The sequence below is a fragment of the Pseudomonas sp. RIT288 genome (assembly GCF_000631985.1).
Taxonomy (GTDB): Bacteria; Pseudomonadota; Gammaproteobacteria; order Pseudomonadales; family Pseudomonadaceae; genus Aquipseudomonas.
The window spans coordinates 126,828-145,215 of record NZ_JFYN01000044.1; the positions used below are offsets into that span (position 1 = coordinate 126,828).

Consider the following 18,388-nt stretch of genomic DNA (forward strand, 5'->3'; position numbering starts at 1 on the left):
AAAACGAGTTTTATATGACTGACAAAGACGTAAGCAAAGTTAAGCGCAAAGGCACGTTCAAGAGCGCGCCGCTGCCGGAAGTCGCCAACACCAACGAGCCGCTCAAGGGCGACGAGCTGGTCAAGGTTGCCGTGGCAGCCCTGGAAGACGTCAAGGCACAAGACATCCAGATCATCGATGTTCGCGACAAGCAGAGCATCACCGACTACATGATCATCGCCACCGGTACCTCCAATCGCCAGATCAACGCGATGCTGGACAAGGTTCGTGAGGAAGTCAAAAAGCAGGGCGCCAAGCCGCTGGGCGAAGAAGGCAAGGGCGACAGCGACTGGGTGCTGCTCGACCTCGACCTGGTGATCGTGCACATGATGACCGCCTCGGCGCGTCAGTTCTACGATCTGGAGCGCCTGTGGGCCGGAGCCGAGCAAAGCCGTGCGGCAGACGCCAAGCACCACAGCCCGGAAAACACCCACGAGCATTTCACCAAGCTCAACAAAGACCAGCTGTAAGGGATCGCTGTGCGACTGCGACTGATCGCCGTCGGTTCACGCATGCCCAAGTGGGTGGAAGAGGGCTGGCATGAATATGCCAAGCGTCTTCCGTCCGAGCTGGCGCTGGAACTGGTGGAAATTCCGCTCAATACCCGTGGCAAGAACGCCGACGTGGCCCGTTTCATCCGCCAGGAAGGCGAAGCCATGCTGGCCAAAGTCGGGCCGAATGAGCGGATTGTCACGCTGGAAGTCCACGGCAAGCCCTGGAGCACCGAGCAACTGGCGGTCGAACTCGACCGTTGGCGGCTGGATTCGCGCACGGTCAATTTCATGGTCGGTGGCCCCGAAGGGCTGGCGCCGGAAGTCTGCGCCCGCGCCGATCAGCGCTGGTCGTTGTCGCCGCTGACCTTGCCGCACCCGCTGGTGCGGATCCTGATCGGCGAACAGCTGTACCGTGCCTGGACCGTGCTGTCCGGTCACCCTTACCACAAGTAGTCCTGCCCTCATGTCTCAGCCGATCCGCATCAAGGACCACGAAAAGGACGCCCGCCTGGTGCGCAGCCGCGTCGTGTTCGGGGCCATTGCGGTCATGCTGTTGATCTGCGTGTTGATTGCGCGGCTGTACTACTTGCAGGTGATCCAGTACGAGTACCACTCGACGCTCTCGGAAAACAACCGCGTCCATGTGCAGCCGATTCCGCCGACCCGCGGGTTGATCTTCGACCGCAACGGCGTGGTAGTGGCGGACAACCGCCCCAGCTTCAGCCTGAGCATGACCCGCGAGCGCTCCGGCGACTGGCAGCAAGTGCTTGATGTGATCGTCGAAGTGCTGCAGCTGACGCCCGAGGACCGGGTGATCTTCGAGAAACGCATGCGTCAGGGGCGCCGGCCGTTCGAGCCGGTGCCGATCCTGTTCGAACTGACCGAAGAGCAGATCGCCCGGATCGCGGTGAACCAGTTCCGCCTGCCTGGGGTGGAAGTGGTTGCGCAGCTGGTGCGCCACTACCCGCAGGGCGCGCATTTTGCGCACTCGGTGGGTTACATGGGGCGCATCAACGAGAAAGAGCTGAAGACTCTCGACCCGGTCAACTACAGCGGCACCCACCACATCGGCAAGACCGGCATCGAGCGTTTCTACGAGCCGGAACTGCACGGCCAGGTGGGTTACGAGGAAGTCGAGACCAACGCCCGGGGCCGCGTATTGCGCGTGCTCAAGCGTACCGATCCGATTCCCGGCAAGGACATCGTCCTGAGTCTGGACATCAAACTGCAGGAAGCGGCCGAAGCTGCGCTGGGCGGGCGTCGCGGCGCGGTCGTGGCGCTCGATCCGAACACCGGTGAAGTGCTGGCGATGGTCAGTCAGCCGAGTTTCGACCCGAACCTGTTTGTCACCGGCATCAGTTTCAAGGCCTATGCCGAGCTGCGCGATTCCATCGACCGGCCGCTGTTCAACCGGGTGCTGCGCGGTCTGTACCCGCCAGGCTCGACGATCAAGCCGGCGGTGGCGATTGCCGGTCTTGATGCCGGAGTGGTGACGGCGTCGAGCCGGGTGTTCGATCCCGGTTACTACATGCTGCCCAACTACGATCACAAATACCGCAACTGGAACCGCACCGGTGACGGTTTCGTCGACCTCGACACGGCGATCATGCGTTCCAACGACACCTACTTCTATGACCTGGCGCACAAGCTGGGCATCGATCGGTTGTCGGCTTACATGAACAAGTTCGGCATCGGCCAGAAGGTCTCGCTGGACATGTTCGAAGAATCCCCCGGCCTGATGCCATCCCGCGAGTGGAAACGGGCGACGCGCAAGCAGGCCTGGTTCCCGGGCGAAACCCTGATTCTGGGGATCGGCCAGGGCTACATGCAGTCCACACCGCTGCAACTGGCGCAGGCCACGGCGCTGGTGGCCAACAAAGGCATCTGGAACCGCCCGCACCTGGCCAAGACCATTGAAGGCACCAAACCGGTAGACGAAAACCCGATGCCGGACATTGTCCTGCGCGATCCATCGGACTGGACCAAGGTCAACCACGGCATGCAGCAAGTTATGCACGGCGCCCGGGGGACTGCGCGCAAGGCGGCGATCGGTGCGCAATACCGCATCGCCGGCAAGTCCGGTACCGCTCAGGTCGTCGCGATCAAGCAAGGTGAGAAATACGACCGTTCCAAGGTTCAGGAGCGCCACCGCGACCACGCCTTGTTCGTCGGTTTCGCCCCGGCCGACAACCCGAAAATCGTGGTCTCGGTGATGGTCGAGAACGGTGAGTCCGGCTCCGGTGTCGCCGCGCCAGTGGTGCGTCAGGTCATGGATGCCTGGCTTCTGGATCAGGATGGTCGATTGAAGGCCGAATACGCCGGTCCTATCAGTGCGGAGGCTACGGCCCGTGATGAATAATTTTGATCGCATGCTCTCCAGCGAGGATGTGATGCGTCGCCGGGCGACGCTGCTGCAACGCCTGCATATCGATGGCCCGCTGTTGATCCTGCTGCTGATCCTCGCCGCGGGAAGTCTGTTCGTGCTGTATTCGGCCAGCGGCAAGAGCTGGGATCTGCTGGGCAAACAAGCCACTTCGTTCGGCATCGGCCTGGTGTCGATGATTGTCATCGCCCAGTTCGAACCACGGTTCATGGCGCGTTGGGTACCGCTCGGCTACGTGGTCGGCGTGGTGTTGCTGATGGTGGTGGACATCATGGGGCACAACGCCATGGGCGCGACGCGCTGGATCAACATCCCCGGGGTGATCCGCTTCCAGCCCTCGGAGTTCATGAAGATCCTGATGCCGGCGACGATTGCCTGGTATCTGTCCAAACGCACGCTGCCGCCGCAGCTCAAGCACGTTGGCATCAGCCTGATGCTGATCGGTGTGCCGTTCATTCTGATCGTGCGCCAGCCCGACCTCGGGACCTCGCTGCTGATTCTGGCCGGCGGCGCGTTCGTGCTGTTCATGGGCGGACTGCGCTGGCGCTGGATCCTCAGCGTGCTGGCCGCCGCCGTACCGGTGGCGATCGCCATGTGGTTCTTCATCATGCACGACTACCAGAAGCAGCGAATTCTCACGTTCCTCGACCCGGAAAGCGATCCGCTCGGCACTGGCTGGAACATCATCCAGTCGAAAGCCGCCATTGGTTCCGGCGGTGTGTTCGGCAAGGGCTGGCTGCTGGGCACCCAGTCGCACCTGGACTTTTTGCCGGAAAGCCACACCGACTTCATTATCGCCGTACTCGGCGAGGAGTTCGGTCTGGTGGGCATCTGCGCGCTGCTGCTGATCTATCTGTTGCTGATCGGTCGCGGCCTGGTGATTACCGCCCAGGCGCAGACGCTGTTCGGCAAATTGCTCGCTGGCGCGCTGACCATGACGTTTTTTGTTTATGTTTTCGTCAACATCGGTATGGTCAGTGGCCTGTTGCCGGTGGTGGGGGTGCCGTTGCCCTTCATCAGCTACGGAGGAACTTCGCTGGTGACACTGCTGTCAGCGTTTGGGGTTTTGATGTCGATTCATACGCATCGCAAGTGGATCGCACAGGTTTGAATAAGGTGAAGAGTTCAATGCAAGTCATGCGCAGCTGGGCGACTCGTTACGCGCCGTGGGTCGGCCTGGTCGGCATCCTTGGCAGCGCGCAGGAAGCGCTGGCCGGCGATTACGAAGGTTCACCGCAGGTGGCCGAATTCGTCGGTGAAATGACCCGCGACTACGGTTTTGCCGGCGAGCAACTGATGGCGGTGTTCCGCGAGGCCCAGCGCAAGCAGGCGATTCTCGACGCCATCTCCAAACCCGCCGAGCGGGTCAAGCAGTGGAAAGAATATCGCCCGATGTTCATCACCGACGCGCGTATCGCCCGCGGTGTGGACTTCTGGCGCCAGCACGAGGCCGTACTGGCCCGTGCCGAGCAGGAATACGGCGTACCGGCGCAAGTCATCGTGTCGATCATCGGCGTCGAGACCTTTTTCGGACGTAATACCGGCAATTACCGGGTGATTGATGCGTTGTCCACGCTCGGTTTCGACTATCCTCCCCGTGCCGAATTTTTCCGCAAGGAATTGCGTGAGTTCCTGCTGCTGGCCCGTGAAGAACAAGTCGATCCGTTGACCCTCAAAGGCTCGTACGCCGGGGCGATGGGCTTGCCACAGTTCATGCCGAGCAGCTTTCGCGCCTATGCGGTGGATTTCGACGGTGACGGTCACATCAATATCTGGACCAATCCGGACGATGCGATCGGCAGCGTGGCCAGTTACTTCAAACGGCATGGCTGGGTCGCCGGGGAACCGGTGGTCAGTCGCGCCGATGTGCGCGGCGAGCAGGTCGATGAAGGCCTGACCACCGGCATCGAGCCGACGAAGACGGTTGGAGAGTTGCGGGCGCTGGGCTGGTCAAGTCATGATGCGCTGCGCGATGATATGCCGGTTACTGCATTTCGCCTCGAAGGCGACAACGGCCCTGAATACTGGATGGGCCTGAAGAATTTCTACGCGATCACGCGTTATAACCGCAGCGTGATGTACGCCATGGCCGTACATCAACTGTCTGAAGAGCTGGTAAAAGCACGGGGCGTCAAGTAATGCGGGCATTGCCTATCAATAAACCCCTGAAGCTGGTGGCTTTCGCTGCGTTGGCGGTGCTGGTCGCCAGCTGTTCGACCAGCCGCGCGCCGACCCAGAAGACCTCGTCCACTGCCGTGCGTGCGCAGCCGGGGCTGGACATCAACCGTGCGCACAAAGACGGCGCGCCATGGTGGGACGTCGATGTTTCGCGGATCCCGGATGCCACGCCGACCCTGCACACCGGTCCGTACAAGGCCAACCCGTACACCGTGCTGGGCAAGACCTATTTCCCGCTGCAGGAATCCAAAACCTACGTCGCCTCGGGCACGGCGTCCTGGTACGGCACCAAGTTCCACGGGCAGAACACCGCCAACGGCGAAGTGTATGACCTGTACGGCATGAGTGCCGCTCACAAGACTCTGCCACTGCCAAGTTACGTTCGGGTGACCAACCTAGACAACAACAAGAGCGTGATCCTGCGAGTCAACGATCGCGGGCCGTTCTATTCGGACCGGATCATCGACCTGTCCTACGCGGCCGCGAAGAAGCTCGGTTATGCCGAAATCGGCACCGCGCGCGTCAAGGTCGAGGGCATCGATCCGCAGCAATGGTGGGCCGCGAAGGGCCGTCCGGCGCCGCTGATGCTCAACGAGCCGCAAGTCGCGCAGAATAGCGCCCCGGTGATCACGGCGTCGGCCGGTACCATCGAGCAGTGGACTCCGCCGCCGCAGCAACATGCCTCTGACACTGTCCCTGTACAGATCAGCGCAAAAAAAAACGCTTCTGCACCAGCGTCTGGCCAGTATCTGCAGGTGGGCGCGTTCGCCAACCCGGACGCTGCAGAACTCCTGAGGTCGAAGCTCAGCGGGATGGTGAGCGCTCCGGTGTTCATCAGCTCGATCGTGCGCAATCAGCAGACCCTGCACCGGGTACGCCTGGGGCCGATCGGTTCGCCGGGTGAGATCGCTCAGGTGCAGAACAGCGTGCGCCTGGCCAATCTCGGTTCGCCGAGCGTGGTCACTGAGTAAGAAACGTAGCACTTGATTGACGGTTCACTTGCGGTTTTGGGGGGTGAACCAGGTTGTTGGCTCGTCGAAGAACAAAAGCCCGGCAAGGGTGACTGGAGTGAGCAACTGAACACGCGATGGCCCGTTAGAAGGCTGTCTGAATAGTTTTGCCCTCGGGCAAGTTTCCATTAGCGATTTCGAGAGACGGATGAACATCACCACCTTTGCCAAACGCCTGTGTCTGCTAGTCCCGCTGCTCCTCTCGCCAGCCGCCTTCGCGGCCGAGATGATGCCGTCGCCACCTCAACTGGCTGCAAAAGCCTACGTGCTCATGGACGCCAGCAGCGGCAACGTGCTGGTGGAGAACAACGGTGACCAGCGTCTGCCGCCAGCCAGCCTGACCAAACTGATGACCGCGTACATCGCTACGCTGGAAATCCGTCGCGGCCAGATCGGTGAAAACGACCCGGTGACCGTCAGCGAAAACGCCTGGCGTACCGGCGGTTCGCGGATGTTCATCAAGGTCGGCTCGCAAGTGACCGTCAGCGACCTGCTGCACGGCATCATTATCCAGTCCGGCAACGATGCCAGCGTGGCGCTGTCCGAGCACATCGCCGGCAGCGAAGACGCGTTCGCCGACCTGATGAACAAGACGGTTACCGAACTGGGCATGACCAACTCCCACTTCATGAACCCGACCGGTCTGCCGAACCCTGAGCACTACTCGTCGGCTCACGACATGGCGATCCTGGCTCGTGCGATCATCCACGAAGACCCGGCTCACTACGCGATCTACTCGCAGAAAGAGTTCTTCTGGAACGGCATCAAGCAGCCTAACCGCAACCTGCTGCTGTGGCGCGACAAGACCGTTGACGGTCTGAAAACCGGTCACACCGACGAAGCTGGCTACTGCATGGTGTCTTCGGCTGTACGTGACGGCCAGCGTCTGATCGCCGTGGTGTTCGGCACCAACAGCGAAGTGGCGCGTGCCGCTGAAACCCAGAAACTGCTGACTTACGGTTTCCGTTTCTTCGAAACCCAGACCTTCTACCAGAAGGGCACCGAACTGGCTCAGGCCCCGGTGTGGAAAGGCACCACCAGTCAAGTCAAGGCCGGCCTGGCTGAAGACCTGACCATGACCCTGCCAAAAGGCCAGCTGAAAAAGCTCGCTGCCAGCATGACCATGAACCCGCAACTGACCGCGCCAATCGCCAAGGGCGACGTGATCGGTAAAGTCGAAGTGAAACTGGACGACAAGGTTGTGCACAGCGCCGACCTGATCGCCCTGGACGCTGTCGAGGAGGGTGGTATCTTCCGCCGCATGTGGGATAGCATCCGTCTATTCTTCTACGGCTTGTTCAACTGATTGAGTGTTGACCTGCATGGCCCCGTTCCCATCCGGTTCGGGGCCATGTGCGTTACCACGGCTTACGCTTACGAGGCCGTTACGCCATGACCGATACTGAAGTAAAGGCGCCAAAGATCGAATTCCCCCAGGTTGATTATCCGGTTAAGGTAATCAGCGATACGGGCGTCGGGCACAAAGACAAGATCATCGAGATCGTGAAGAAATTCGCGACCATCAACGATGAGCGTGTCGACGAACGCTCGAGCAGCAACGGCAAGTACACCACCATCCAGTTGCACATCGTCGCGACCGATCAGGATCAGCTGTACAACATCAACAGCGAACTGCGGGCGACCGGTTTCGTACACATGGTGCTGTGATGCAAGGCACGCTGGGCTTTCGCGAACTTGGCCAGATGGCTTACGAGCCGGTCTGGCATGCCATGCAACGCTTCACCAACGAACGCGGCAGCGATGCCGCCGACGAAATCTGGCTGGTCGAGCACCCTCCGGTGTTCACCCAGGGCCAGGCCGGCAAGGCCGAACATCTGTTGCTGCCGGGCGATATCCCGGTGGTACAGGTCGATCGCGGCGGGCAGGTGACTTATCATGGCCCGGGCCAGTTGGTCGCCTACCTGTTGCTGGACGTACGCAAGCTGGGTTTCGGCGTACGTGATCTGGTCACGCGCATGGAACAGTGCCTGATCGAACTGCTGGCCAGCTACGGCGTCACCGCCGCCGCCAAGCCAGATGCTCCCGGCGTCTACGTCGACGGAGCGAAAATCGCTTCTCTGGGTTTGCGGATTCGCCACGGTTGTTCCTTTCATGGCCTGGCCCTGAACGTGGATATGAACCTGGAGCCGTTTCGACGGATTAATCCCTGCGGCTATGCCGGGCTGGCGATGACCCAGCTGAGCGATCACGCAGGATCGATTGAATTTGCCGAGGTAAGTGCCCGGCTGCGTGCGCAGCTCGTCAAACACCTCGACTATGCTGAGCAGACGACCCTGACGGGCGGAATCGACTGATATGACTACTGATGCAGTGCAAACCATGATCCCGACGCTCGACGTGACCGAGCGCCCGGCCCCGCGTCCCAAGGTTGAAGCCGGCGTCAAGCTGCGCGGCGCCGAGAAGGTTGCACGCATCCCGGTAAAGATCATTCCGACCACCGAACTGCCGAAGAAACCCGACTGGATTCGCGTGCGTATCCCGGTTTCGCCGGAAGTCGACCGGATCAAGAGCCTGCTGCGCAAGCACAAGCTGCACAGCGTCTGCGAAGAAGCGTCCTGCCCGAACCTGGGCGAGTGCTTCTCCGGCGGCACTGCAACCTTCATGATCATGGGCGACATCTGCACCCGTCGCTGCCCGTTCTGCGACGTCGGCCACGGCCGTCCGAAGCCACTGGACGTCAACGAGCCGGAAAGCCTGGCGATCGCCATTGCCGACCTCAAGCTCAAGTACGTGGTGATCACCTCGGTTGACCGCGACGACCTGCGCGACGGCGGTGCCCAGCACTTCGCCGACTGCATCCGCGAGATCCGCAAGCTGTCGCCGAACGTGCAGCTGGAAACCCTGGTTCCGGACTACCGTGGCCGCATGGACATCGCGCTGGAAATCACTGCCGCCGAGCCGCCGGATGTGTTCAACCACAACCTGGAAACCGTGCCGCGCCTGTACAAGGCTGCGCGTCCGGGTTCGGACTACCAGTGGTCGCTGACCCTGCTGCAACGCTTCAAGCAGATGATGCCGCACATCCCGACCAAATCCGGCCTGATGCTGGGTCTGGGCGAGACCGACGAAGAAGTCATCGAAGTCATGAAGCGCATGCGCGAACACGACATCGACATGCTGACCCTCGGCCAGTACCTGCAACCGTCGCGCAGCCACTTGCCGGTGCAGCGTTTCGTGCACCCGGACACTTTCGCCTGGTTCGCCGAGGAAGGTTACAAGATGGGCTTCAAGAACGTCGCTTCCGGCCCGCTGGTACGTTCGTCGTATCACGCTGACGAGCAGGCGAAACTGGTCAAGGCCGAGCTGCTCGGTTCCTGATCCGGGGCTGAGAGCCTCGAAAAATACCCGCCTCGGCGGGTATTTTTGTTTGAGCCTGCGAAAACCTGTGGCGAGGGAGCTTGCTCCCGCCAGGGGCAACGCAGTCCCAAAAAACTTTGGGTCGCTGCGCAACCCTGCGGGAGCAAGCTCCCTCGCCACGGGTTATTGGGTAGTTTCACCTCTTTTGTTTATTGCTGTTCCTGACTACTGTGTCTGCAAGACTTCACACAGGGAGATCCATGGATGACCGTTCGGCCGACTCACACCCTTTTTCCGCATAAACCCGTACCGGCGCTGCCGTCAGAAGGGCTGATCGGCGTGATCGCACCCGCCGGCCCCGGTGCGCTGGACACGGAAAAGGCTGTGCAGTGGATGCGCGCGCGCGGTTATGCGCTGAAAGTATTTCCCGGTGTCTACGAGAAGGACGGCTATCTGGCCGGCAGCGATGACGTGCGCCTCAACGACCTGCACGCCGCGTTCGCCGACCCTGAAGTCGACGCGATCATCTGCCTGCGCGGTGGCTACGGTACGCCGCGCCTGCTGGACCGGATCGATTACGATCTGCTGAGTCGTCACGCCAAGCCATTTGTCGGCTACAGCGACATCACCGCACTGCATCTGGCGATCAGCCGCTACGCCGGGTTCGTGACCTTCCACGGCCCGCTGCTCAACGCCGACCTGCTGGGCGACAAGGAGCCGCCGACCGTCAGCTCATTCTTCGCCATGCTGCGTGGTCAGTTGAAGGCGGGCAGTGTGCTCAGCCATCCGGTGGCGTATCCATTGACCACCGTCGAGCCAGGCATCGCGCACGGGCGCTTGCTCGGCGGCAATCTGGCGATGATTGCCTCGACGCTGGGCACGCCTTATGAAATCGACGTGGAGGGGGTGATTCTGCTGATCGAGGACGTCAACGAGCCGCTGTACAGGATCGATCGCTTGCTCACGCAGATGCGCCTGTCCGGCAAACTGGCCAGGTTGCGTGGGGTGCTGGTCGGTGATGTGGCCGGGGTCGATATCGAGGCGCTGAATCGCTTGCTCAAGCAGACGTTCGAGCCGTTACGGATTCCGGTGCTGTCGGGCTGGCGCAGCGGCCATTGTGATCCGAACCTGACGCTGCCGATGGGCGCGCTGGTGCGACTGGATGCGGGTAAGAAGGAATTGATGCTGGAGCAGGATGTGGTCACCCGATAGTGTGTGGGTGAAGCAAAAAAGATCGCAGCCTGCGGCAGCTCCTACAGGGTAAACACCAATCCCGTGTAGGAGCTGCCGAAGGCTGCGATCTTTTGATTTTTGCTTTATTGGTTGCGCAGGCTCTCAAGCAATTTATGCGTCGGATAGCCATCCGCCGGCCAGCCAAACGCCTGCTGGGCACTGCGGATCGCCTTGCGGGTATTGGCGCCGATAATCCCGTCAGCCGTGCCTGCATCGTAGTTACGCGCACTCAGCAGGGTCTGCAATTCGATGCGTTCGGTACGGCTCAATGGCAGGTCGTCTTTTGGCCACGTGCCGTTGATCAGGCCTGCGCCATTGAAGCGCTCGGACAACAGACTGACTGCCAGTGCATAGGACGACGAGTTGTTGTACTTGAGGATCGCCCGGAAGTTATCGAGGATCAGGAACGCCGGGCCACGGTAGCCGGCCGGCAGCAGCAGGGCCGCGGACAGTTGATCCGAGCCGGCCGGGGCCTGGCCGCCATTGGGCAGGATTACGCCGAGTTGACGCCATTCGGCAACGGTCTTGCGCAGGGAGCCATCGGCCAGGGTGTAGTTGAAGCCGCTCGGCAGCTGCACTTCAAAGCCCCATGGCTGACCACGTTGCCAGCCGGAGCTTTGCAGGTAGTGCGCGGTGGAGGCCAGCGCATCCGCCGGGCTGCCCCAGATGTCGCGGCGCCCGTCACCGTCGAAATCCACGGCGTGGGTGTTGTAGGTGGTCGGAATGAACTGGGTCTGGCCCATCGCGCCGGCCCACGAGCCGAGCATCTTCTCAGGGGTGATATCGCCCTGTTGCAGGATCTGCAGGGCAGCGATCAGTTGCGCATGAGCGAAGGCAGGGCGGCGGCCTTCGTACGCCAGGGTCGCCAATGAATTGATCACCGACTTGTTGCCCTGGAACTGGCCGAAATTGCTTTCCATGCCCCACACTGACACCAGCGCCTGACGATCAACGCCATAGCGCTGCTCGATGCTTTGCAGGATGTCGGCGTACTGACTGATCAGCGCCTGGCCCTTGCGCACCCGCAGCGGTGACAGGGCGCCATCGAGGTATTCCCATACCGGACGGGAGAACTCAGGTTGGCTGCGGTCGGCTTTGATCACGCTGGCATCGAAGCTGACATTGGCAAAGGCGCGGTCGAACAGATCGGCGCGGATCCCGGCCGCCAGCGCATCCTTGCGGAAACCCGCCTGCCATTCGGCAAAGGTCTGGGTTGGCTGAAGATCAAGCGGGTCAGCGGACGGCACTACCGGCGGGATGATTGCCGGGGCTGTTGCGACAGGGGCGGCTTGAAGAGGTTGCGCATCGGCGGCGGTAGGTTTTTCCGCGCAGGCGACAAGCAGAATGAAGCTGGAGGCAGCGATCAGTTGGCGAACGGGCCAACGACGGGAAAGACTGAAGGGCATGCACGGTTCCAGAGGATACGAATCAGGTGCAGACCTTAACATGACCGGGGGGTACTGTGCTTCAGGCAGCCAGAAAGTAAGAAGCCTCCCAGTTGTCAGACTGGAAGGCTTCGCGGCGGTAGCTGCCTTTACCCTTGGTCGGTCGTTCCTGGCGACTGCGGAACAGGGGTTGGGCGATGATGGATTTGGCCTTGTTCGGGCCATGTTTCGATGGCTTTTTGCTCATGCTGGATCTCTCGGTGGGTGGGTGCTGCGGGGCGAATAATCTGCCGTTATCAAGCGTCTGTCTATAGGACAGATGTAGAGATGATGTGTAGGAAAAAAGATCAAAAGATCGCAGCCTTCGGCAGCTCCTACAAGGATCGGTGTAGGAGCTGCCGAAGGCTGCGATTTTTTGCTTTTATTCGGCGGGAAGAGTCAGCCGCTGCCCAGCCATCAACAACGCCAACCGGCTCAGGCTCATCCACGGCGAACCGGCGGCCTGACCCTTGATTTGCGCATCGATGCGCTGGGCTTCGAGCAACAACTGCGCCCAGCGCTGTGCCGAGTACCGTTGCAGGGCTTTGCTCATCAGCGGTTTGCGTTTGTCCCAGACCGGCGGTTTCGCCTGGCTGAAGCACTTGTCCAGCGGCGTGCCCTGGCTGTACTGCAGCGAGATATTGGCCAGCAGGCGCAACTCTCGCGCCAGCGCCCAGAGAATCACCGGAGGCTCGACGCCTTCACCGCGCAGCCCTTCGAGCATGCGCAAGGCGTGGGCCGGTTCGCCGTTGAGTACGGCGTCGGTCAGGCCGAACACGTCGAAGCGCGCGCTGTCGGCCACCGCGGCCTGCACGGTTTCGACGGTGATCTGCCCACCTTCGGCCATCAACTTGAGCTTTTCGATTTCCTGCGCCGCGGCGAGCAGGTTGCCCTCGACGCGTGCGGCAATCAGTTCGACCGCGTCCTGGCTGGCCGACAAGCCGGCCTGCGACAGACGCTGGCGAATCCAGCTCGGCAGCTGATTGGCATCCACTGGCCAGATCTGGATGAATTGAGTCTGCTGGCCTTCGACCAGCGCCTTGCCCCACCTGGTCTTCTGCGCACTGCCATCGAGCTTGGGCAAGCTGATCAGCAGCACCGTGTCTTCAGCGGGGCGCGAGCAATATTCGATCAGCGCGGCAGCGCCCTTGTCACCGGGTTTGCCTGAAGGCAAACGCAGTTCCAGCAGGCGCTTTTCAGCGAACAACGACATGCTGGCGCCGGCCTGCAACAAGGTCCCCCAATCGAAATTGGCGTCGGCGGCGAACACCTGGCGTTCGTCGAAACCTTGCTGGCGGGCCGCACTGCGAATGGCGTCGGCAGCTTCCTGGCACAACAGCGGGTCATCGCCGCTGATGATATAGACAGGCGCAAGGGCGCCTTGCAGGTGTTTGCCGAGTTGAGCGGGAGCGAGCTTCATAAGAGAGGGCGAACGGGGCGCCTGAGCGCCCCGTACGTCTTACTGCTGCGGCAGTTCGAGCGGCGACTGACGCGGGGTTTCCGCTTCAGCCTTCTGTGCTGCCTTCAGCGCGTCGGCTTCAGCCCGGGCACGGTCGTTGGCCGCTTGCTGCAGCTGCTCCAGTTGGCCCGGAGTCAGCTGTTGCAGACGCAGCATCATGCGCTGAACCAGTTCGCGACGGGTTTCGCGACGAGCGTCGTTGGCTTCCTGATCGGAGCCGACGAGGTTGTTGCCGTCGTGGATGAACACTTTCTGCACTTCAAGCTTGTCGCTCAGCAGGTTCAGATTGTGTTCGCCAACGATGTCGTAGTTCAGCACGGTGTTGACCTGGTATTCGCCAGTACGGCCGGCGCCGGCGTAGCTGAGGATGCGCTGGTTTTCCTGCTCGTCAGCCAGATACAGCTTGTACGGTGCACCGCTGTAGACCTTGACGCCGCTGGACTCCAGCACCTGGCGCAGCTGGGTGACGGTCTCGCCATAAGCGTTACGGGCGCTCAGATCGAGCTCCTTGATCGACAGTTCGTTGGTGCCGGTGCCACGCAGCTGGAAACCGCAGGCGCTCAGCAGAACGGCGAGGCCCATCACCAGCAGATTGCGTTTGATCATTGTGTTGCTCCCCTTGAAACCATGTGGGCCGACCCTGCGGCCCGAAAGGTTTTACAGTGCGTCAGGCGAACCTGACGCCCAATCCAATTTTAGCTGGCGACGATGTTGACCAGTTTTCCCGGTACAACGATCACTTTGCGAATGGTCAGACCGTCGACGAAACGCAGCACGTTTTCGTTGGCGCGGGCAGCCGCTTCGACTTCTTCGCGGGTGGCGCCGGCCGGCATTTCGATCTGGCCACGCAGCTTGCCGTTCACTTGAATGACCAGTTGCAGGCTGTCCTGCACCAGTGCGCTTTCATCGACCGCAGGCCAGCCGGCATCAATCACCGGGTCAGCGTGACCCAGTTGATTCCACAGCTCATGGCTGATGTGCGGCGTGATCGGAGCCAGCAGCAACGTCACGGCTTCCAGACCTTCGTGAATCAGTGCGCGATCCTGTTCGGTGCCTTGCGCGGCTTTTTCCAGCACGTTCATCAGCGTCATCACCTGAGCGATGGCGGTGTTGAATTTGTGGTTCTGGCCGACGTCATGGCTGGCCTGTTTGATGGCCAGGTGGATGGCGCGGCGCACGGTTTTCTGTTCGTCGTTCAGGCCGGCGACGTCCAGCTTGCCCGGCAGGCCCTGGGTGACGTGGGCCTGCGCCAGACGCCAGACGCGCTTGAGGAAGCGGTGCGAGCCTTCAACGCCGGAGTCCGACCATTCAGCGCTCATGTCAGGCGGCGAGGCGAACATCATGAACAGGCGGCAGGTATCCGCGCCGAACTGATCAATCATCGACTGTGGGTCGACGCCGTTGTTCTTGGACTTGGCCATCTTCTCGGTGCCACCGATTTCCACCGGCAAGCCGTCGGATTTCAATTTGGCGCTGATGACCTTGGCCTTGCTGTCACGCTCCAGTTCCACGTCCGCCGGGTTGAACCAGGTGTAGGCACCATTGGCTTCGCGGCGATAGTAAGTTTCGGCGATCACCATGCCCTGGGTCAGCAGGTTCTTGAACGGCTCGTTGGAGCTGACCAGACCTTCGTCACGCATCAGCTTGTGGAAGAAGCGTGCGTACAGCAGGTGAAGAATGGCGTGTTCGATACCGCCGATGTACTGATCAACCGGCAGCCAGTGGTCGGCCGCGGACTTTTCCACCAGGCCACCTTCGAAGTGCGGCGAGGCGTAACGGGCGTAGTACCACGAGGACTCGACGAAGGTGTCCATGGTGTCGGTTTCACGCTTGGCAGGCTGGCCACATTTCGGGCAGATGCACTCGTAGAATTCCGGCATGCGCGCCAGCGGCGAACCGGCGCCGTCCGGCACCACGTCTTCCGGCAGCACCACCGGCAACTGGTCTTCCGGCACCGGCACGTCACCGCAGGTGGCGCAGTGGATGATCGGGATCGGGCAGCCCCAGTAGCGCTGACGGCTGATGCCCCAGTCGCGCAGACGGAACTGGGTGCGCGAGGCGCCGAGGTTTTTCTTGATCAGGGCGACTTCCATGGCGTCGAAGGCGCCGGTGAAGTCCAGGCCGTCGAACTCGCCGGAGTTGATCAGCGTGCCGTGCTCGCCGTAGGCGTCTTGCCACGGAGCCGGGTTAGTGTCACCGGAACTGGTGCGCACCACCGATTTGACCGGCAGGTTGTACTTGTGGGCGAATTCGAAATCGCGCTCGTCGTGCGCCGGGACCGCCATCACGGCGCCGTCGCCGTAGTGCATCAGCACGTAGTTGGCGACCCATACCGGGAGTTTTTCACCGGTCAGCGGGTGCTCGACGAACAGGCCGGTCGGCAGGCCTTTTTTCTCTTGAGTGGCGACGTCGGCTTCAGCCACGCTGCCGCCCTTGCATTCGGCGATGAACGCTTGCAGCTCAGGGTTGTTCTGCGCTGCCTGGGTGGCGAGCGGGTGCTCGGCAGCCACGGCAACGTAGGTCGCGCCCATCAGGGTGTCCGGACGGGTGGTGAAGACCTTGAGGGTACCGGCTTCGCCGATCGAGTCGACGTTGTACGGGAACTGCACTTCCATGCCGCGGGATTTGCCGATCCAGTTGCGCTGCATGGTCTTGACCTGTTCCGGCCAGCCAGTCAGTTCGTCGAGGCTCTCCAGCAGCTCATCCGCGTAAGCGGTGATCTTGAAGTAGTACATCGGGATTTCGCGCTTTTCGATCAGCGCGCCGGAACGCCAGCCGCGACCGTCGATCACCTGCTCGTTGGCCAGAACAGTCTGGTCGATCGGGTCCCAGTTCACGGTACCGTTCTTGCGGTAGATCACGCCTTTTTCGAACAGGCGAGTGAACAGCCACTGTTCCCAGCGGTAGTAATCGGGCTTGCAGGTGGTCACTTCACGGGACCAGTCCACCGCCAGGCCCAGGCTGCGCAGCTGGGACTTCATGTAGGCGATGTTTTCGTAGGTCCACTTGGCGGGCGCCACGTTGTTCTTCATCGCGGCGTTTTCCGCCGGCATGCCGAAGGCGTCCCAACCCATCGGTTGCAGAACGTTCTTGCCTTGCATGCGCTGGTAGCGGGAGATCACGTCGCCGATGGTGTAGTTGCGCACGTGCCCCATGTGTAGCTTGCCGCTGGGGTAAGGGAACATCGACAGGCAGTAGTAGGTTTCCTTGCCTGGCTGTTCACTGACTTCAAAGGACTTTTGCTCGTCCCAGAACGACTGGGCGGCGGCTTCGATTTCACGGGGCTGATATTGTTCGTGCATGGCTACTTTTGTACTGGATAGGGGTGGCCTAATCCTCTTCAACGCGCCCTCCGGGGATGCTCCGGACAAGCTGGAAGTGGAATGACAGGAAGCGCCGTAGCATACATGACCGCGCTTGGCCTAGGGAAACCCTGATTACAGCTGTCTGGCCCCGGAAAACCGTGGCGAGGGCCGTTGGTCGCGGCGTTCAGCCGGTTTGTGCAGCGAAGCTAAGCTCTTATTGGGGAGTGAGTCTTATCTTCAATGAGGTGAGGGATGGTGGAGCAACGGCAAAAAAACGTGACGAAACCCGAGTTGTACGAACGGTTGATGGATCGTCTGGGCATGGCGCTCGACGCTGCAAAAACCGCTGGCCGGCTGCGCGACGAGCGCCCCGTGGAACTGGAATTGCGTGGCTTGAGCCCCGCCGAGTTCAAACTGGTCAAGGCCTATCTGGATCGCTGTGAACGTGAAACGCATGGAAGCTTGTCGCTGGCAGTGAAGCAGCTCGATGCACCACAATCGGCCAAGGTCATCTGGCTCAAGGACAAGGCGCCCGACAAAGACACCGTCAAGGTTCGTTCTGTGCAGGCCAAGTAAACGCATGGCAGGTCAAAATAACGGATCTTTTCCAACAGGATCCTGACTATCGGTTGTAACGCGTTATTAACACTCTTAGGCTTCGGGCATCTCTGGAGATGCCCCGATGCCTTTTCGTTACTTCATCAAACAACTTCTATTGCCGCCCGGCATTCTTTTACTGCTGTTGCTGGTCGCCTGGTGGCTGCGCCGCTCCCGGCCGCGGCTGGCCGCTGCGTGTTTCGCCCTTGGTCTGGGTGGTTTCTGGCTGATGAGCCTGCCGGTGGTGGTGCAGTGGGGCGCCAAGGCGCTGGAGCGTGAGCCGCCGCTGCCCCGTGATGCGTGGTCGATGTTGGCGCAGCGCGCCGATGCCATTGTGGTGCTGGGTTCCGGGCGCGAGCGCGGCGATCTGGCCTGGGGCGAGGATCAGCCGACCGGCGTGGGGCTGGAGCGTCAGCGCTATGCCGCGCGGCTGGCCAAGGCGTCCGGGTTGCCGATCCTGACCAGTGGTGGCTTGCATTACGGCACACCGCCGACGGAAGCGAAGCTGATGGCCGATTCACTGCGCGATGATTTCGGCGTGACCACGCGCTGGCAGGAAGGTGAAAGCCGTACCACCTGGGAAAACGCCAGGTTCAGTGCCGACCTTTTGTTGCCCCAGGGCATCAAGCGCGTCGTGGTGGTGACGCAGGCCTGGCACATGCCGCGCGCCGTGTGGTGTTTCCAGCAGGCAGGATTCGAAGTGGTACCGGCGCCCGTAGGGTTTCTCGGGACCGATAATGCACGACCGTTTGGTGGCTGGCTGCCGGAGTTCAAGTCGATCTGGCAGAGCGGACAGTTGCTGAATGAGGCGGTGGGGCAGGTGGGGTATTCGTTGTTTTACCGCTGAAGATCAAAAGATCGCAGCCTGCGGCAGCTCCTACAGGGAAAACACAAATCCCCATGTAGGAGCTGCCGCAGGCTCGGGCCGCGATCGGACGATCTTTTGCT

At 61.2% G+C, this 18,388-nt stretch carries 18 protein-coding genes; 13 read left to right on the plus strand and 5 right to left on the minus strand.

Going from position 1 to position 18,388, the window contains the following annotated elements; genetic code table 11:
- Positions 1 to 14: 14 nt before the first annotated feature.
- The 11 genes from rsfS to BW33_RS27385 all read left to right on the plus strand — a co-directional run bounded on the left by rsfS (position 15) and on the right by BW33_RS27385 (position 10,634).
- Positions 15 to 509 carry a ribosome silencing factor gene (gene rsfS / locus BW33_RS27335; RefSeq protein ID WP_007960601.1) on the plus strand — a complete coding sequence of 165 codons (495 nt, stop codon included), beginning with the start codon at positions 15 to 17 and terminating at the stop codon, positions 507 to 509.
- Between the two features lie 9 nt (positions 510 to 518).
- Entirely contained in the window at positions 519 to 986 is a 468-nt protein-coding gene (rlmH, locus tag BW33_RS27340) for a 23S rRNA (pseudouridine(1915)-N(3))-methyltransferase RlmH (RefSeq protein WP_003185785.1), read from the plus strand.
- Between the two features lie 10 nt (positions 987 to 996).
- Positions 997 to 2,892: a penicillin-binding protein 2 gene (gene mrdA / locus BW33_RS27345; RefSeq protein ID WP_047602543.1), complete on the plus strand. Its 1,896-nt coding sequence runs from the start codon at positions 997 to 999 to the stop codon at positions 2,890 to 2,892.
- A gap of 31 nt (positions 2,893 to 2,923) precedes the next feature.
- Positions 2,924 to 4,027, plus strand: coding sequence for a rod shape-determining protein RodA (rodA, locus tag BW33_RS27350; protein ID WP_047296919.1), 1,104 nt, complete (start codon positions 2,924 to 2,926; stop codon positions 4,025 to 4,027).
- A gap of 17 nt (positions 4,028 to 4,044) precedes the next feature.
- The gene (gene mltB, locus BW33_RS27355) at positions 4,045 to 5,055 is read left to right on the plus strand and encodes a lytic murein transglycosylase B (RefSeq protein ID WP_007960589.1); all 1,011 of its coding nucleotides are present in this window, start codon (positions 4,045 to 4,047) and stop codon (positions 5,053 to 5,055) included.
- On the plus strand, positions 5,055 to 6,065 hold the full coding sequence (locus BW33_RS27360; RefSeq protein ID WP_007960588.1) for a septal ring lytic transglycosylase RlpA family protein: 1,011 nt from the start codon (positions 5,055 to 5,057) through the stop codon (positions 6,063 to 6,065). Before mltB ends, BW33_RS27360 begins: the two co-directional genes overlap by 1 nt.
- Before the next feature lie 187 nt (positions 6,066 to 6,252).
- Positions 6,253 to 7,410, plus strand: a complete 1,158-nt coding sequence (locus tag BW33_RS27365; protein WP_047602544.1) for a D-alanyl-D-alanine carboxypeptidase family protein — start codon at positions 6,253 to 6,255, stop codon at positions 7,408 to 7,410.
- 86 nt (positions 7,411 to 7,496) lie between these two features.
- Positions 7,497 to 7,772, plus strand: coding sequence for a DUF493 domain-containing protein (locus BW33_RS27370; protein WP_003228544.1), 276 nt, complete (start codon positions 7,497 to 7,499; stop codon positions 7,770 to 7,772).
- Complete coding sequence (gene lipB / locus BW33_RS27375) at positions 7,772 to 8,419, plus strand: lipoyl(octanoyl) transferase LipB (protein ID WP_047602545.1); 648 nt, start codon at positions 7,772 to 7,774, stop codon at positions 8,417 to 8,419. Before BW33_RS27370 ends, lipB begins: the two co-directional genes overlap by 1 nt.
- A 25-nt stretch (positions 8,420 to 8,444) precedes the next feature.
- Positions 8,445 to 9,443 carry a lipoyl synthase gene (gene lipA / locus BW33_RS27380; protein ID WP_160768663.1) on the plus strand — a complete coding sequence of 333 codons (999 nt, stop codon included), beginning with the start codon at positions 8,445 to 8,447 and terminating at the stop codon, positions 9,441 to 9,443.
- A gap of 243 nt (positions 9,444 to 9,686) precedes the next feature.
- Positions 9,687 to 10,634, plus strand: a complete 948-nt coding sequence (locus BW33_RS27385) for a S66 peptidase family protein (RefSeq protein ID WP_047602546.1) — start codon at positions 9,687 to 9,689, stop codon at positions 10,632 to 10,634.
- A 104-nt stretch (positions 10,635 to 10,738) separates the two neighbouring features.
- On the opposite strand, the gene BW33_RS27390 is transcribed toward BW33_RS27385, so the two are convergent.
- The 5 genes from BW33_RS27390 to leuS form a co-directional block, all read right to left on the minus strand.
- Complete coding sequence (locus BW33_RS27390) at positions 10,739 to 12,061, minus strand: lytic murein transglycosylase (RefSeq protein WP_047602547.1); 1,323 nt, start codon at positions 12,059 to 12,061, stop codon at positions 10,739 to 10,741.
- A gap of 61 nt (positions 12,062 to 12,122) precedes the next feature.
- Positions 12,123 to 12,287, minus strand: coding sequence for an alternative ribosome rescue factor ArfA (gene arfA, locus BW33_RS27395; RefSeq protein WP_047602548.1), 165 nt, complete (start codon positions 12,285 to 12,287; stop codon positions 12,123 to 12,125).
- Positions 12,288 to 12,461: 174 nt separating this feature from the next.
- The gene (holA, locus tag BW33_RS27400) at positions 12,462 to 13,499 is read right to left on the minus strand and encodes a DNA polymerase III subunit delta (protein ID WP_047602549.1); all 1,038 of its coding nucleotides are present in this window, start codon (positions 13,497 to 13,499) and stop codon (positions 12,462 to 12,464) included.
- 39 nt (positions 13,500 to 13,538) lie between these two features.
- Positions 13,539 to 14,144 carry an LPS-assembly lipoprotein LptE gene (locus BW33_RS27405; RefSeq protein WP_047602550.1) on the minus strand — a complete coding sequence of 202 codons (606 nt, stop codon included), beginning with the start codon at positions 14,142 to 14,144 and terminating at the stop codon, positions 13,539 to 13,541.
- Positions 14,145 to 14,233: 89 nt separating this feature from the next.
- Positions 14,234 to 16,840: a leucine--tRNA ligase gene (leuS, locus tag BW33_RS27410; protein ID WP_047602551.1), complete on the minus strand. Its 2,607-nt coding sequence runs from the start codon at positions 16,838 to 16,840 to the stop codon at positions 14,234 to 14,236.
- Positions 16,841 to 17,095: 255 nt separating this feature from the next.
- Between leuS and BW33_RS27415 the strand changes: the two genes are divergently transcribed.
- Together BW33_RS27415 and BW33_RS27420 are read left to right on the plus strand one after the other, a co-directional pair.
- Positions 17,096 to 17,419: a hypothetical protein gene (locus BW33_RS27415; protein ID WP_047602552.1), complete on the plus strand. Its 324-nt coding sequence runs from the start codon at positions 17,096 to 17,098 to the stop codon at positions 17,417 to 17,419.
- A gap of 106 nt (positions 17,420 to 17,525) precedes the next feature.
- Positions 17,526 to 18,287: a YdcF family protein gene (locus BW33_RS27420; protein ID WP_047602553.1), complete on the plus strand. Its 762-nt coding sequence runs from the start codon at positions 17,526 to 17,528 to the stop codon at positions 18,285 to 18,287.
- Positions 18,288 to 18,388 lie beyond the last annotated feature (101 nt).

Coding starts and splice junctions, on each gene's coding strand:
- rsfS (WP_007960601.1), top strand. CDS start 15: ATGACTGACAAAGACGTAAGCAAAGTTAAGCGCAAAGGCACGTTCAAG.
- mrdA (WP_047602543.1), top strand. CDS start 997: ATGTCTCAGCCGATCCGCATCAAGGACCACGAAAAGGACGCCCGCCTG.
- rodA (WP_047296919.1), top strand. CDS start 2,924: ATGCGTCGCCGGGCGACGCTGCTGCAACGCCTGCATATCGATGGCCCG.
- mltB (WP_007960589.1), top strand. CDS start 4,045: ATGCAAGTCATGCGCAGCTGGGCGACTCGTTACGCGCCGTGGGTCGGC.
- BW33_RS27360 (WP_007960588.1), top strand. CDS start 5,055: ATGCGGGCATTGCCTATCAATAAACCCCTGAAGCTGGTGGCTTTCGCT.
- BW33_RS27365 (WP_047602544.1), top strand. CDS start 6,253: ATGAACATCACCACCTTTGCCAAACGCCTGTGTCTGCTAGTCCCGCTG.
- BW33_RS27370 (WP_003228544.1), top strand. CDS start 7,497: ATGACCGATACTGAAGTAAAGGCGCCAAAGATCGAATTCCCCCAGGTT.
- lipB (WP_047602545.1), top strand. CDS start 7,772: ATGCAAGGCACGCTGGGCTTTCGCGAACTTGGCCAGATGGCTTACGAG.
- lipA (WP_160768663.1), top strand. CDS start 8,445: ATGATCCCGACGCTCGACGTGACCGAGCGCCCGGCCCCGCGTCCCAAG.
- BW33_RS27385 (WP_047602546.1), top strand. CDS start 9,687: ATGACCGTTCGGCCGACTCACACCCTTTTTCCGCATAAACCCGTACCG.
- BW33_RS27390 (WP_047602547.1), bottom strand. CDS start 12,061: ATGCCCTTCAGTCTTTCCCGTCGTTGGCCCGTTCGCCAACTGATCGCT.
- arfA (WP_047602548.1), bottom strand. CDS start 12,287: ATGAGCAAAAAGCCATCGAAACATGGCCCGAACAAGGCCAAATCCATC.
- holA (WP_047602549.1), bottom strand. CDS start 13,499: ATGAAGCTCGCTCCCGCTCAACTCGGCAAACACCTGCAAGGCGCCCTT.
- BW33_RS27405 (WP_047602550.1), bottom strand. CDS start 14,144: ATGATCAAACGCAATCTGCTGGTGATGGGCCTCGCCGTTCTGCTGAGC.
- leuS (WP_047602551.1), bottom strand. CDS start 16,840: ATGCACGAACAATATCAGCCCCGTGAAATCGAAGCCGCCGCCCAGTCG.
- BW33_RS27415 (WP_047602552.1), top strand. CDS start 17,096: ATGGTGGAGCAACGGCAAAAAAACGTGACGAAACCCGAGTTGTACGAA.
- BW33_RS27420 (WP_047602553.1), top strand. CDS start 17,526: ATGCCTTTTCGTTACTTCATCAAACAACTTCTATTGCCGCCCGGCATT.